General features: G+C 43.1%; 8 protein-coding genes and 1 riboswitch. Of the genes, 2 read left to right on the top strand and 6 right to left on the bottom strand.

What is annotated here, in order from left to right; all coding sequences use genetic code 11:
- Positions 1 to 125: 125 nt before the first annotated feature.
- The 4 genes from AB4238_RS12095 to AB4238_RS12080 form a co-directional block, all read right to left on the bottom strand.
- Positions 126 to 3,917: a S8 family serine peptidase gene (locus AB4238_RS12095; RefSeq protein WP_372033666.1), complete on the bottom strand. Its 3,792-nt coding sequence runs from the start codon at positions 3,915 to 3,917 to the stop codon at positions 126 to 128.
- 597 nt (positions 3,918 to 4,514) lie between these two features.
- Positions 4,515 to 5,624 carry a succinylglutamate desuccinylase/aspartoacylase family protein gene (locus tag AB4238_RS12090; RefSeq protein ID WP_372033668.1) on the bottom strand — a complete coding sequence of 370 codons (1,110 nt, stop codon included), beginning with the start codon at positions 5,622 to 5,624 and terminating at the stop codon, positions 4,515 to 4,517.
- 49 nt (positions 5,625 to 5,673) lie between these two features.
- On the bottom strand, positions 5,674 to 7,038 hold the full coding sequence (lysC, locus tag AB4238_RS12085; protein WP_372033665.1) for a lysine-sensitive aspartokinase 3: 1,365 nt from the start codon (positions 7,036 to 7,038) through the stop codon (positions 5,674 to 5,676).
- 134 nt (positions 7,039 to 7,172) lie between these two features.
- Positions 7,173 to 7,355: riboswitch (Lysine riboswitch) on the bottom strand.
- 370 nt (positions 7,356 to 7,725) lie between these two features.
- A complete protein-coding gene (locus AB4238_RS12080; protein ID WP_372033664.1) occupies positions 7,726 to 8,154 on the bottom strand; it encodes a DUF3293 domain-containing protein in 429 nt (142 codons plus the stop codon).
- Positions 8,155 to 8,725: 571 nt separating this feature from the next.
- Here AB4238_RS12080 and arcA point away from each other — a divergent pair.
- A complete protein-coding gene (arcA, locus tag AB4238_RS12075; protein WP_020914329.1) occupies positions 8,726 to 9,442 on the top strand; it encodes a two-component system response regulator ArcA in 717 nt (238 codons plus the stop codon).
- 327 nt (positions 9,443 to 9,769) lie between these two features.
- Here arcA and AB4238_RS12070 read toward each other — a convergent pair whose 3' ends face one another.
- Positions 9,770 to 11,974: a DPP IV N-terminal domain-containing protein gene (locus AB4238_RS12070; RefSeq protein WP_372033667.1), complete on the bottom strand. Its 2,205-nt coding sequence runs from the start codon at positions 11,972 to 11,974 to the stop codon at positions 9,770 to 9,772.
- 272 nt (positions 11,975 to 12,246) lie between these two features.
- Between AB4238_RS12070 and AB4238_RS12065 the strand changes: the two genes are divergently transcribed.
- Positions 12,247 to 13,236: a class 1 fructose-bisphosphatase gene (locus AB4238_RS12065; RefSeq protein ID WP_372033663.1), complete on the top strand. Its 990-nt coding sequence runs from the start codon at positions 12,247 to 12,249 to the stop codon at positions 13,234 to 13,236.
- 321 nt (positions 13,237 to 13,557) lie between these two features.
- On the opposite strand, the gene AB4238_RS12060 is transcribed toward AB4238_RS12065, so the two are convergent.
- Positions 13,558 to 15,348, bottom strand: coding sequence for a flavocytochrome c (locus tag AB4238_RS12060; RefSeq protein WP_372033662.1), 1,791 nt, complete (start codon positions 15,346 to 15,348; stop codon positions 13,558 to 13,560).
- Positions 15,349 to 15,588 lie beyond the last annotated feature (240 nt).

Genomic DNA, 15,588 nt, shown 5'->3' with positions numbered 1-15,588 from the left:
AACTGGTCAAATACTTAATGCAATTGGCATTACTCCTTGCTTACGTTTAAGCGCTGACCTATCAGCAGATATAAAAAAGGCTAACTTATTAAGTTAGCCTTTTTAAATAGTCCCAAATTAAAGCCTTATGACTTCATTTTTCGTCTAATCCAAACTACTGGTAACAACAGCAATGCCATCCAGCCTGCAGAACCGCCATCATCAACCTTTTCAGCATTAGTCACTGAAGTAACAGCCGTTGTAGTATCAGAGTTACCATTTGAATCCGAAACTGTTAGCTCAAATGATAATATAGCGCCTTCAGCATCCACTTTTGGTGCTTCAAACATGAATGACTCAGCAGCATCATCAAATAAGACCGGTAATCCACCTGTTTGCGACCACTTATAAGTCAGTTTATCATCGTTACCATCGTAAGATGCTGAACCATTTATATTGATAGTTTGACCTTCGACTCCCCGACTAGGTGCATCAACCATTGCTACAGGAGCAACTTCTTGAACACCGAACTTGAATGTCTTATCTATTTCATCTCCGTCAAACGCATTAGTTAGCTTAAGAGCATAAGCTGAACCCGCTTTAGTTGGGATGAGGTCGAAGCCAACAGAAAGGTTTTGACCTGAAGCCGCTTCTTGAACAACAGTCCAGGTGATGCTATTACCATCTTGTACGCCATCGTTAGAGATATTAGCAACTTTGTGACCAGCTGACATCTGAGCAGAGAATGAATACTCTTTATCTTCATCACTAAAGTTAGGCGCTACATCAAAACTAACTCGACTTGCCACTCCAGCAGGCATTGCATCAGACAGGTTAGCCATCATGTTAACGTCATCTGTGCGATTGATGTCGTAAATCACTTCAGCAATGCTGCTATTGTCGCCAGATTCGACATGCATTATGCCAAACGCATCTTCATCAGTATCCCAATTAATAGTTAAGCTAAATTCAGACTCTGATTCATCGACATCGACCGTAACATCATCACTTAAAGCAGCTTGAACAGATTCGATTGACATGATACGAAGTTCAACATCATCAGTTCCGCCCGGTGTATGTGACTTATAACCATCAACGACAAAATAGTAGTCTCCAGCTGGGAAATCTCTAAAAATAAGTGATTCACTAGCGTCCGGACCAGCACTGCTTGCTACTTGTTCGAATTCATTATCAAGTACTCTAAGATCTACATCTGACGCAGTTTTTGATGAAGTTACGATCTTAACAAATCGAAGGTCTTCAGGGAAATTTAGCGCCAAGAAGTCCAAGCCGTCTTCTGCCACTGACAACTCAGTAGGTTTGATTAAATCAGAGAACTTGTCATAGGTTTTTACTTTAATGTTGCTTAGTTCGGTAGATACAAAGCCAGACAGAGTAACACTACCTTTTTCACGACCGGCTGTAATTGTAAAGTTATTTGGAAGGTTATGCCCGTTGGACTTAACTGCAACAGGTAGTTTTGCTTCAGGCATTCCCTCAGACATTAGCTTGATGTTTGCGAAGTTCCAACCTTTGCTAGCTGCAGAAACGTTAGCTTTAACGGTCAGCTCTTGCGTTTCACCCTCTTTCAGTTCGAAAGAAGCTGGCGTTACAGACAAAACTAAACCATCAGTTACGCCCATTGTGCTTGCAGTCCAAGTGCCATCTTTAGTCGCTTTGACGGTACGAGTCCAGGTACATTCATCAACACATTTTGCATTCGCTAATGTGGCTAAATTAATAGTAGAAGGTTTTCCGTTTAATCCTGGATCCGCTTTCACATAATTAATATAGCTCTCGTCCATCACCAGACCAGCTTTTGCAGCTGCTTCAACATTTGCATAACCCGCGCCCATATCGAAGAAATCTGAAGGAGTAGTACCATCATCTTTGAATGTTTCTTGGTTGGCAGTCATCATCAACGCAGATTGAATTTCAGCAGGAGTCCAATCTGGATGGATACTTGCTAGTAATGTCAGTGCTCCCGCAATATGCGGGCTAGCCATTGAGGTACCACTTAAGAAGCCATAATCATTTGAATCAGGGCTTTCTTTAAATGCGTCTGATTGGTCATTCGCGTATGCCGCGAAAATACTTACTCCTGGTGCAGAAATTGATGGAGTGATAACATCAGGAACTGATTTGTTCGGGCCACGAGAGGTAAACTCAGCAGCTATGCGGGCAAACTTTTCATCTTGGACCACTGCAGTACTAGTGATAGTACCTGCATGATCTGCGCCGCTTGCTAACCACGCTTTAAGTTTATCACCTTGATCAGCATCGACTTGGATGGCAGGAAGAACATGCGCATCTGCAACAACGCTTGTCGCTTCGCCTTGAAGGTTTGCAAGTACCAGAGCATCTGCACCGCCAGCAAGAACATTACGGCCTTTATCAACGCGTGCAATTGCACCACGGTCACACACTACAATAGTATTATCAGCAAAAGTATCAGCTGGGAACGGCTCTAGACACTGAGCAGGATCGCCACCTGGATCATTGCTGTTTTTAAAATCACCAGCGTAAACGATAGTTCCAGTAAAGCCGCCCGTCATTGACTTACCAGTCAGTTCACTCGGAGCTGCTGTATCACCACCAGTAAATGCACCGATGCTCTTCTCTGAGAAATCACGATCATGAGTATAAGCCGCGACCGTAGTCAACCAAGGCGCATCACCTGGTGAGCCCACAGTTTCAGGACCTGGGCCAGAGTTACCCGCAGAAGTAGCAACATGGATACCAGCTTTACGTGCAGATAGGAAAGCTAATGCGTCGGCATCATTCCATGGATTGCTTGAACCGCCACCAATAGAGTAGTTAAGTGCATCAACGCCGTTTTCAATTGCATGCTCAACCGCTAGAACCGTTAACGATGGTAAACACCCAGCGAAACCAACATCATCATCTTCACCTGGTAAACAAACCTGATATGAAACAATATTTGCATGCGGTGCAACACCTGACATAGACGCAAATACAACACCTGTATCGCCGCCATCAACGTTTGGTACGTTAGTATTAACAAGCACGTTGCCCGCAGTAGTGCCAGCCGTGTGTGAACCATGACCATTGTGATCTTCACCATTTGCTGGTACATCAATGTCATAATCTAAATATTGATCCGTCACTGCAGGCCAACTATGAACCCCAATGAGCTTATCATTACAAAGTTCAGGGAAATCACCAGCACAGTTTCCAGAATAAACACCTGGCCCCCATGGGTTTGTGTGGTCATATTTATCCCCACCAACATCTGCAAATGATGGGTGGTCAGTATTAATACCGGTATCAATAATACCGACAACCATACCTTCACCTTTACTTTCAGTACCTGTAGCTTCACCACTCCAAACAGCAGGTGCTTTAATGATAGCTGGACCTGAGTCTGTCATAGGTTTACGCAAAATCTCGCGCTGGATATTGGCAATTCCGGCAACTTTAGCTAGCTTAGTCGCTTCAGCTTGGGTCATTTCCACAACTAAACCGTTATAAGCAAGCGTTGTTCTTTGCTTAACATTTAGCTCGCCTAATGCCGCTGTAGCTTTTTGAATCACATTATCTTGACGTGAATTTAGAAACGAACGGTATGACTTCACATTCGAACTGGTTACATCAAGTTTACGGCTCTTTCCCTGAACTTTCTCAACCGACGTAGCTTTATAGCCCTCAACCCCACCTTGATAAAGCGCTACAGGGCTCTCAATCAAACGTACAAAATATCTATAACTACCAGCCCCCAAATTAGCTTCTGGTGTGAAGATAGCGTTATTACGAATAACTTGATTATCAGCGTATGACTTTGAGTCTACCTTCTTGATATGGGCATTAGCTTCAGTTGAAGTTACTAGGGTAATGTTATGTTCAGGCTGAGCACTTAGCGCACTTGCTGACATGGTGACCAATGCAGTAGAGACTGCAATTGCGATTTTTGTTTTCACTTGTCAATTCCTTAATACTTTATAGTATTTTTTGTTTTATCCTGCTTTGTTGTTGCCTCGGCATCTCTACAAGAAGAAAGCTAAAGTAAAACGACTTTCCGTAGTACATTTGACTGAGGGAGAGCATTATTAACATAATAAAAACAAGTCAGCAAACAAGAATTTAACAAAAGAAACACAAAAAGATGCGGGATAACACATTTACAAAGGTAACAATACTGAATAAATATGTAAAAAAAATAACTACAGAGTTAAAGTAAGGAAGAGAAAAATTCATAGAGTCGACAATAAATCCAAACAAAACAAGCACTTACACACTAGAAAGAGAGAGAGGTAAAAATAAAAAATGCTTATGACAGATGATATGGAAAGCGAGAAAAAATTAACAAAAAAATACAGATTATAAGCTTGTTAAAAATACTAAATAGCCACTTTCCAGGCAAAACTTGTAATCAGCTTTTAAACGCTACCAGCAACACCACTAAAGTATCACCTAGGCGAGTTTTGCAAACTAGAAGCTGATTAGTTCTTGGTGGGCAAACTTATTTCAAGCAGGATTCTAATCGATGATAAAAGTTGACCCACTGCTGTTACTCTTCAGCCTATTGTGAACACATTAGTCATCAGCTTATACAACTCAGTACCTTGATAAACAGAGGCTGATGCAAAGTGAAGAATGGGCACACAATCTTGCTCAAGCTGCAGCGAAGTTAATTCATCTTCAGTACCATAGCAGTCCAGCCTAAGAATATTAGCCAGCGGTTCACCAGCCTTCAGTGGTCTACCTGGTTGAGCTAAGTACTCCACTAACCCGCCTTTAGGTGCATGATATTTCTTGTAGTCTTTGAGTAGGCAACCAAAGCGAGGCATATCCGCTGGAGCGACTTTTTCCGAAATCACCCCGCGATAACTGAGATAAGCCAAAATCCCCTGAGCATCGACCAAGGCATCTTGCATATCAATGCGCTCTTGACTTGCCAACTCAAGTGTAAAAGCCGCAACTGGAACAGAGATCTCCCGCCCTTGACTAGCAGCATGCTCAACCAGTGCCCACCAAGGACAAAATGCCGCTTCATCCATCGCGCCGCCAAAACCATTGGGAATGATTAAGCTATAAGGAATAGAAAAGAACTTTGCAGCGTCTCTATCGTATTCAGGGCAATAAAGATGTTTACAAGATTTTGGCCCCGTATGCAGGTCAATCACAATATCGGCCTGATGCGCTAAAGCTTGCAATGTGACAGCGAGTCTTTTTCCTGTCGTCACTCCCCACGGATTGGCTAAATGCGCCTCACATGATGCCAACAAAGCCAGCCTAAATTGCTGCTTTAGCTGTGCATCGTCTAATTGGCAATGCTGCTGATAAAATGCAGAGATATCAATTGAGTGTTCAAGATACTCTCGGTTCCAGTTAACCCCAGTAATCGGATCAAAGCGCCCAAGGGTAAACTCACCACTCTTTTGATTAATCCCCAATGGGTTTGCAAGCGGTAACAGAGTCACTTCCCCGCGCACATCCATAGCTTCCAATTGTTTCATTAACTGGAAAATAACGGCATTTCCCTGCACTTCTGCACCGTGGACATTTGCTTGTACAAATACACTCGGTGCAGCAGGGTCTTTAGCAGCAAGATGGTACACAGGTATGCTTAGTTCTTGCCCTGTTGCAAGCTCGCCAACATTAAGGCTAGATCGGGTGAAATGCATCATGTGTACTCAGTTCCTTGCTTCAACAGCGACATATATTCAACAGCTATTATGATTCAAACAAATTTTCATGTAATGCGCGGACCACATCAGCGGCTTCAGCTTCCTCTACTAATACACATAGGTTATGTGGGCTAGCACCTTGGCAGATCATGCGTACATTATGTGGCTCCAGCACCTCAAACACCCTGCGACATACACCCGCAGTTGAAGCAATTCGATTACCAATAACAGCAACAAGTGCTAAACCATCTTCTACGCGAACTCGACAGTGCTGTGACAACTCTTGTAATAGCGACTCATTTAATAAACCATGACCACTAGAATCAGAGCCGGTTTTATCTAAAGTTAGTGCCACATTCACTTCAGAAGTAGTAATTAAATCGACACTGATCTTATGCTTTGCCAAGGTAGCAAAAGTTTCAGCCAAAAACCCCTGAGCATGAAGCATTTGAAGGCTGTGGAGGTTTAGCAAAGTTTGATCTCTTCTTACCGCTACGGCGCGATAAACAGGCTCATCAGACACCTGATGACGGATCCAAGTTCCGCCTTGCTCTGGTGCCCAGCTCGAGCCAACAAACACTTGTATTTTTTGTCTAACCGCTGGAAGGATAGTGGCAGGATGTAATACTTTAGCGCCGAAAGTCGCCATCTCTGCAGCTTCATTAAAGCTAATTTCAGCAATAGGTTTAGCGTTCGGTGCCAGTCTAGGATCAGTGGTGTAGATCCCAGCGACATCAGTCCAGATCTCAACCGCTGTTGCCCGTAGTGCTTCAGCTAATAGTGCAGCTGAATAGTCACTGCCTCCACGCCCCAAAGTGGTTGTAGCACCCTCTTCATCAGCGCCAATAAAACCCTGGGTGACAACCACTTGAGTACTCAACAGTGGCGTAAGATGCATTTCTGCAAGTTGGGCAATAGCTTCTATTTGCGGCTCAGCGCGGCCATGATGGCTATCGGTTCGCATCACTTGTCGCACATCGAATGCAGCAGCTGAAGCACCTTTTTCACGTAATACAGCAGCAAAGAATACCGACGAGCACATCTCCCCTTGAGATAGTATTTCATCCATAACGGCTTTACTGCGGCTCAGCACTAGACGTTCTGCTAGAACCGATATATTGCTAATCACTGCGTCAATTTTTGCTGCAACATCACTTGGATGACCCAGTCTGTCGAGGATCTGATACTGAATTGAAGCAATCTGCTTAATAAGCTGTTTGCTCTGCTCTGGAGTAGTTGTTGCTTGAGTTAATGCTACGAGCTTATTGGTTACGCCACTTGAAGCGCTCACCACCACCACTTTTGTGGCTGGGTTATTAATAATAATATCGGCACAGCGATGCATTGCATCATAATCAGCAACAGAGGTTCCACCAAACTTGGCGACCGTTAAACCATTGGTTATAGACATAAGTCAGCCTCCACGATAAATGGAATCTGCATAGAATAGGTATTTTGAAAAACTAACATGAATAAGCTCCGAACTAACTTCGTTCGAAGAGCCTGGTGCTAAGATATGCACCCCATTAATGGGAAACAGCGATCGTCACCAGAAGCTCTCCACCATAATAAATAGGTGACAATCGGCAGGATTCAACCTGAACGACCGATACTTAAAGCAGTCCCAAAAAGCTTTTAATATCTCGGCGCTAATCTCCCTCATGAATGGTCTTCGGGGTCTTGGTCCCCTTTCATTCACTACCTAGTTAACGCTCCTCTTCTGTACTTAATTTGTATAAAAATCAAGAAAGTGAAAAATATATAATTAACGCCTGCAAGTCAAACAAAATCTGTACAACTTTAGAATTATACTCATTCCATTAGGAATATACTCAATGCAGAGCTTTCTCAGGGCTTTCAATTCAAGGCGCATTGGTTAAAGAAATGGTTATTCCCTTTTGAGGCAATGCAACGTAGCAGTGAAAGTCCTGAACCGTTCACAACCTACGGCTGATATTTAAGGCATGGGGGAAATCACTTAATACAGCGCATGTGGCCTTCGATATAAAACAACGATAAGCGATAAGCGATAAGCCACTGACTGGTTTAAAGTGATTTTACTTCCCGCAGAATGAGCTACTCTTTAATCGAGTTGGTATTACACGCTATCAGGGAGTTCATGTACAACGTTGACTCTAGGAGAGAAAGCACCGAGAGCAGTTTCCTGTTGTGATAATAAACAAGGGATCAACTGTAGTTTATCTGACTCGACATAATAGATAGCATTTTGATTAAACTTACAGCCAAGTTTAATCGCCGAAGCTTTATCCGTCGCGACAGCCCAGCTTTTTTCCATATGGTTACGATCTTGAGAGGCACCAACCATCGCCCGATAAGGACGACGTAAAGCGAGGATCTCTTGCAGTAACTTTCGATCAAGCAATCGATTCTGACTAGGGGTCAGAGTTTCACCTTTGGGGTTATGGGCTGTGATGATTGCGAATGAAATTTTAGGAGACAAACCTTGAGTGAACAAGAATTCCGTTTGCTGATATTCATGCCAAAGTCTTTCTACTGAGTGGTTCATTGCTAACAAATCCTCCAATTGAAGTGATTTTAATTATAGCAAAATCGTTAAGGCTGCCTAGGCACGTGATATCGATCACAGTAAATCAAATCCACCTTACCATAAATATCAGTAACTTAGGTATATCAACGTGATCTAAATCATACCTTGCAGTAAATTTGTTAACATTTCATTTGTTAACAAATGCCTAAAACGAGTACAATAGGTCCTGTTGATTAACTCGCACTGATTATACATGTGATGACATATTTTGTTACACATATCTGAAACAGATAGAAGAGTAATCCACACGGCTGTACCAAATGTGATCTATGTTTTATTTAACATTTAAACTTCAAAAAAAGACAATCGTTAAGGAACTTCTTGTCCCTATTGTTTATCGAAGAAAATACAGTTTACGTTTTCCATATGTGAGATACCCATACTTTACTTATCATTAAGTGTGTTGCTGTTTCAGAATAGAGTTTGAAAACACCAGCGTGTATCAGTGAAATATCAGCATGACTTTATGGAGTATAAAATTATTTATACTCATGGTTAGAATAGAATTGACAGAGATTAGGTAATTAATATGCAAAACCCGCACATTCTGATTGTTGAAGATGAAGCAGTTACCAGAAACACACTTAGAAGTATTTTTGAAGCAGAAGGATATGTGGTATCTGAAGCCAATGATGGCGCCGAAATGCATAAAGCTATGCAAGACAACAAAGTTAACTTAGTCGTGATGGACATTAATCTGCCCGGAAAAAATGGACTTTTATTAGCACGTGAACTTCGTGAAATTAATAACATTGGCCTTATCTTCCTTACAGGCCGTGATAACGAAGTAGACAAGATCCTTGGACTTGAAATTGGCGCTGATGATTACATCACTAAACCATTCAATCCACGTGAATTGACTATCCGTGCCCGTAACTTACTGACTCGTGTAAATAGCACTGGTGCTGAGTCTGAAGAGAAAAGCGCAGTTGAGTTCTACCGTTTCAATGGTTGGAGCTTAGAAATCAACAGTCGTTCTCTCGTTAGCCCACAAGGTGAGTCTTACAAGCTGCCACGTAGTGAATTCCGCGCTATGCTGCACTTTGTAGAGAACCCAGGCAAAATCCTAAGCCGTGCTGACCTACTGATGAAGATGACTGGCCGTGAGCTTAAGCCACATGACCGTACCGTTGATGTAACGATTCGTCGTATCCGTAAGCACTTCGAAAGCTTGCCTGATACGCCAGAAATCATCGCGACGATTCACGGTGAAGGTTACCGTTTTTGTGGTAACTTAGAAGACTAATTCGATATTCGAATAAAATAAAAGCCAGTCATTTGACTGGCTTTTTTGTAGCTAAATTTCGAGAAAAAAAGTCAACTTTCTTACCTATTAACCTTGAGAAGCTAGCCTTAATTAAACCTTAAACTAACTCTACAACAAGTTAAATTCCGCTAGCAGATAATCCTCATTTGTCAAATAAGCCAACAATCATTATAAATATTGCCTTGCCCTATATAGGGAGCTTTTTAACTTTAAGAGTAAATACGTTATCGTATTAACGATATTTAATCTTGAGTTAATCCCAAATAGGCATAAATTTAAATTTCCTTTATACCTATTTTGAAATATCTAATGCGATTTAAGTTCGCGATCTAAAAAGTCGGCTAACGAACGGTATAAATGAACTCGTACTTTCTCACCACGCATAGAGTGCTTAGAACCAGGATAATCTATCATCTGGAATAACTTTCCCTCGTCTTGCAGAGCTTTGTACACTCGCGTGCTGTTTTCAAATAGCACATTGTCATCAGCCATACCGTGGTACATCAACAACCCTGACTGGTAGCCTTTGACATACGGCAACACACTGCTCGCCTCATAACCCTTCGCATTAGTCTCTGGGTGGCTCAGGTAACGCTCTGTGTAATGGGTATCATATAGTGACCAGTCCGATACGGGTGCACCAGAGATTGCAGCCTTGAAATAGTCAGGGGCTTTAAACAGGCTCATTAACGCCATGTAACCGCCATAACTGTGGCCGTAGATAGCAATATTATCGCCATCGACATAAGGTAAACTACGCAAGTAATCGACGCCCACTTTTTGGTCGTTAACTTCTGCATCGCCCAGCTGCTTGTAAATCACATACTCAAACTTAGTACCACGATGAGCAGAACCACGGTTATCTAATTGATAGACGATAAAGCCTTGCTGCAATAGATGCTGAGTAAAGTAGTCTTGATGACTCCAACTATTTGTCACCAACTGTGCATGTGGACCACCATAAACTCGAACAACCACAGGGTATTTCTTGCTCCCATCAAAGTTTGTAGGCTTAAAAATACGGTACTGCAATGCTTGGCCGTCTTCAGCGGTTAATTCGCCAAACTCAGGTACTTGCCACAGTCCAAAGTAATCATAAAGTGGATGGCCTTTTTTGACTTCATTCTGCTCAACCCAAGCTAATCGCTTGCCAGACTCACTGTGTAAACTCACCTGTGGTGGTTGCGATAAGCTACTGAAATAGTCTAAATAGACAGGTTGATTATCGGCAAATACCGTTGAATGCATGCCAGAACGACTGCTAATAGACTCAACTTTTCCCCCCGTGATGGCTACGCGGTATAACTGCTTTTCAGTGACCTTAGTTTTACGCCCAGTAAAGTAAACTTCCCCTGCTTTTTCATCGATATATTCAACAGCATCAACCGCCCAATCACCTTGGGTAAGCTGACGAATAACCTTGCCGTCGAGCCCAATGAGGTAAAGGTGGTTAAAACCGTCACGCTCCGACGCCCAGATAAACGATTTCTGTTTCTTTAAGAAATGTAGGTCATTATTTAAGTTGACCCATGCTTCGCTACGCTCCTGCACCAAGTCTTTATTACGCTTAATATCATCAATATTAACGACTCTTAAGTCGAGCGATTGTTGGTCGCGGCTTTGCCATTGGTAAGAGAGCTGCTTGCTATTTGGCAGCCACTTAACCCGCGGGATATAGATATCAGTTTCTTTGCCTAAATCAACCCACGCAACTCTACTGTCGCTAAGTGACACCACACCTAGTGCAATTTTTACGTTATTTTTGCCAGCATATGGATAACGTTGCTCGGTAAGTTTAATGCCGTCAGCATAAATTTCGTTACGTGTGACTAGCTCAACCGCTGATTCATCAATGCGAGTATAAGCAATCGCTGACTCATCAGGCGACCACCAGTATCCCGTCATACGACCCATCTCTTCTTGGGCAACAAACTCCGCCATGGCATTTTTAATCGCGCCGCCACCATCAGTGGTTAATGCAGTCACCTTCTCTGATTTGAGATCTAGCACATACAAATTCTGTTCACGTACGAAAGAGACATAATTCCCTTTAGGAGAGAGTCTTGCATCAGTAGCAAAGCCCTCACCAGTTTTAAGCAGTTTTACTTGATTGTTCTTTACTGAGAAGTAGTACAGCTGGCCTGAGGCAGGGATAAGCATAGCTTGGCTATCATCGGCCCAAAAATACTCCATAATGCCTTGGCCATAAATACGCTGACGTTCGCGGCGCGCTTTTTCCTCATCGGATAGCTCACCAATCGTTAGTTTATCGGCATCAAGTAGTATGCTCTGTTTGCCCGTTGCGACATCCATCTGCCATAGGTCGTAAAAATGTTGATCATCTTTGCGGCCCGCCAAATAGGTCACTCGCTTACCATCTGGCGAAAGCTTAAGTCCACGCGGGCTGGTTCCAGCCAATGCCGGTGAAGCGTACATGCGCTCAATAGTTAGCGGCTTATCGCCGCCCTTATTTGCTGTAGATTGTGCGATTGCTGGGGATGCCATCATCATAGGAAGTGTGGCAAACAACAAATTCATCCAATTTTTTTTCATTATTATTCCTTGGATAACACGCCTTTGAAGCGCATTTAGACCGAAAATTCGTCTACATTGTGCCTCAAATATAAGCAAAACAAAAACAATGCAGACAATATGCACTGGCCTGTGCGCTTAACAGCTGAAAAAACTGCCATTCTCAGGTATCATCGCCGACAATAAGTTTAAAACTAAAAATCCCGACCTCTAACTCAATTTAATACACTTAAATTGTCATAGGAAACAACATGCAGACTCTGGCTGAAAACCTGACATCGCAAGCAATTTCTCCCTCTCTTGAAAAACTGATCCTAACCTTAGCTGACACCTCTATCGAGATCAGCCATGCCGTTCGCCATGGTGCCTTAGCAGGTATTTTGGGCGCAACAGAGCAAGAAAATGTTCAAGGTGAAACCCAAAAGAAACTGGATATCATCACCAATGATATGCTCAAAGATGCGCTAAAAGCTGACGGAACTGTCCGTGGCATTGCGTCTGAAGAGGAAGACTATGTGGTTGACGCCGATGCAAACGGCGAGTTTCTTGTCTGCTTTGATCCATTAGATGGTTCATCAAATATCGACATCAACTCATTAGTCGGTACTATCTTTTCGGTATTACCAGCGCCAGCGGGCGAGTTTTCAGAGAAAAGCTTCCTGCAAGCGGGTCGTAATCAAGTAGCTGCAGGTTATGTACTTTATGGCCCTTCAACTATGCTGGCTCTTACCACAGGTAAAGGCGTGCAACTGTTCACCCTTAATCCTGAAACCAACCAGTATCTATTGACTGATCCAGCTATGAGCATCAGCAAAGACACTGCTGAGTTTGCCATTAACATGTCAAACCAACGCTTCTGGGAAGCGCCAATGCAGACCTACATTAACGATCTGCTACTGGGCACCATTGGTCCACGCGAAAAAGCCTTTAACATGCGCTGGATTGCAGCCATGGTTGGCGATGTTCACCGAGTACTTTGCCGTGGCGGGCTCTTCACCTACCCAACAGACAACAAGAACCCAAATAAGCCGTTCAAATTACGTTTGATGTACGAAGCAAACCCAATGTCTTTCTTAGTTGAGCAAGCAGGTGGTAAAGCATCTACCGGTTATGAAACTATTATGGATATAGAGCCAACAGAGATCCATCAGCGTGTTGCTGTTATCTTGGGCTCTGCCAACGAAGTGGATGCATGCCTTGAGTATCATCAAGTTGATTACTCACAAGAGCCAACGATCTAAATTGACGTTGTTTTAGTACAACGCCTGTAGATTAAAAAGCGTAGTTCTTTCGGGAGCTGCGCTTTTTTGTGGCTGGTTAGTCAGTAGTTGGCGACTATCAAACTCCGCTTAACCAACGTATAAAAGTCAGACTTCGTCTAACAACTAAGGTCGTGAGCTGGAAGCTCGCGACTTTTATTAAGCGCAGCTTGATATCTCTAGCCCCTTAAGCAACTTACGACAAAGTTTCTGATACAAAAAAGCCCCTATCTAAAAGATAGAGGCTTTCATTTTAAATGAGAGACTTAACAGTCACTCATTTGCAGTCGACTAATTCTAAGACTACTTTTTCTCAGAGTACTTAGCTGCATTTTCACCAGCCATTCTACCGAAGGTGACGATGTCAGAAATCGCGTTGCCACCTAGACGGTTAGCACCGTGCACACCACCAGTCACTTCACCCGCGCCGTATAGACCAGGAATAACCTGCTTCTTAGCGTTCAAGATTTCAGACTTAGAGTCAATCATCACTCCGCCCATAGTGTGGTGAACACCAGGAGTCACTTCAATCGCGAAATAGTTACCTTCATTAAGAGCACGCGGTAGGTTAGGACGTTCAAAGTCAGCGTCTTTACCAGCAGTCACGAAGCTATTGTAACGCGCCACAGTTTCAGTCAATGCTTTACCATCAATGTTCTCTAGTTTGCCAAGCTTAACAAGCGAGTCAGCAGTCGGGGCTACACCTAGACCGATGTACTTATCAATTTTGCTTAGTGACTTACGTACAGAGTCATCAAAAATTAGGTAAGCCGTTTTACCCGTTTGCTCAAGAATCGCAGCCGCTGCTTTGTCACGAGTGGTAATCTCGTTGACGAAACGCTTACCTTCACGGTTAACCAAGATTGCGCCGTTACCACGTACCGCTTCAGTAACCATTACACCACCTTTAACAGATAAGGTTGGGTGAGCTTGGATGTACTGTAGATCTTGCATCGCTGCGCCAGCATTACCCGCTACATCGATACCGTCGCCTGTCGCACCTGGTTGGTTAGTTGATACAAAACCTTTTAGTTTTGGATCAAGCTTAGCAACACGGTCATTGTTCTTACCGAAACCACCAGTTGCTAATACAACAGCATCAGCTTTAATCCAGTAGTAACCTTTGTACATACCTTTAACGAGCAGGCCTTTAACGTTGCCTTTGTCGTCTTTTAGGATTTCAATACCACGAGTGTTCATGCGCATATCGATATCACGTTTAACCGCATTATCGTAAAGCACTTGAATCACGTGAGCACCAACACCAGCACCACCAGTTGGACGGTGAGAACGGTTAACAGAAGCGCCACCCATACGGCCGATATCAGTTAAATCTGCACCCATTGCCGTTAACCAGTCAACAGAACCTTTTGAGTGAGATGCCAATACATCAACAAGAGCTGGATCATTTAAGTTACGGCCACCTTTCATGGTGTCTTTAACCATTGACTCAACACTATCTTCAATACCTTTCGCTTTTTGTTGATCAGTCCAAGCGGCGTTCATACCACCCGCTGCTAACTTAGCGTTACCACCAATCACAGGCTCTTTTTCAACAAGAATAACTTTAGCGCCATTATCATGAGCTGAAACAGCTGCCGAGAAACCAGCGCCGCCAGAACCAATAACGACTACATCTGTAGTATCACGTGGCGCTGCAGATAATGCTGCTTGACGATCTGACTTATCTTTTAATAACTCATCGATGCTTGGCTCATGACGTTCCCACTTCTTCGTGTATGGCATGTCAAAGTCGAAGCTATGGCAAGAGTCACAGTAAACCATCGATTTTTCGTGAGCGCTGTGGCAAGAGGTACAAGCTATTTCGCCAGGGAAGTGAGATGCGTGGGCATTGTAGTGTTCATGTTCAGTCTCTTTTGCCACTTCTTCCATCGTGCCATGACAAGATACACACTGCTCATTTTCGTAACTTAGGTTGTCATTTGAAAGCTCGCCATCAGGCATGTGGCAGCTATCACACTCTTGGTTTTCACCATGGAATTCAGCTAAGTTATCTGCTGCCATTGCGTTACCCATTAGGCCTGCAGAGCCTAGAAGAGTTGCAATACACACTGCTTTTTTAAAGTTTTTCATCTCAAATCCTCACTCTCATCAAGTCACTTATTGCGACTTGTAAAAGTCATCACGGTAATTTCGACAATCGTTAATGTTGTCGTCAATTGTTAAGTTCAAACTCATTTTGAGCCCGAAATGCGCTTGTCTCAATCAACAAGCCATTCGCTCGTAACAAACTGAACACTTGATCACAGCTTGCCAAATTGCTCATGCACGAATGCATAACTGCATGATGGGTTATGCAAAAATGCATAAGTC

The sequence above is a fragment of the Shewanella sp. 10N.286.45.A1 genome (genome assembly GCF_041470405.1).
Classification (GTDB): Bacteria; Pseudomonadota; Gammaproteobacteria; order Enterobacterales; family Shewanellaceae; genus Shewanella.
This window is presented reverse-complemented; position numbering and strand designations above follow the sequence as displayed.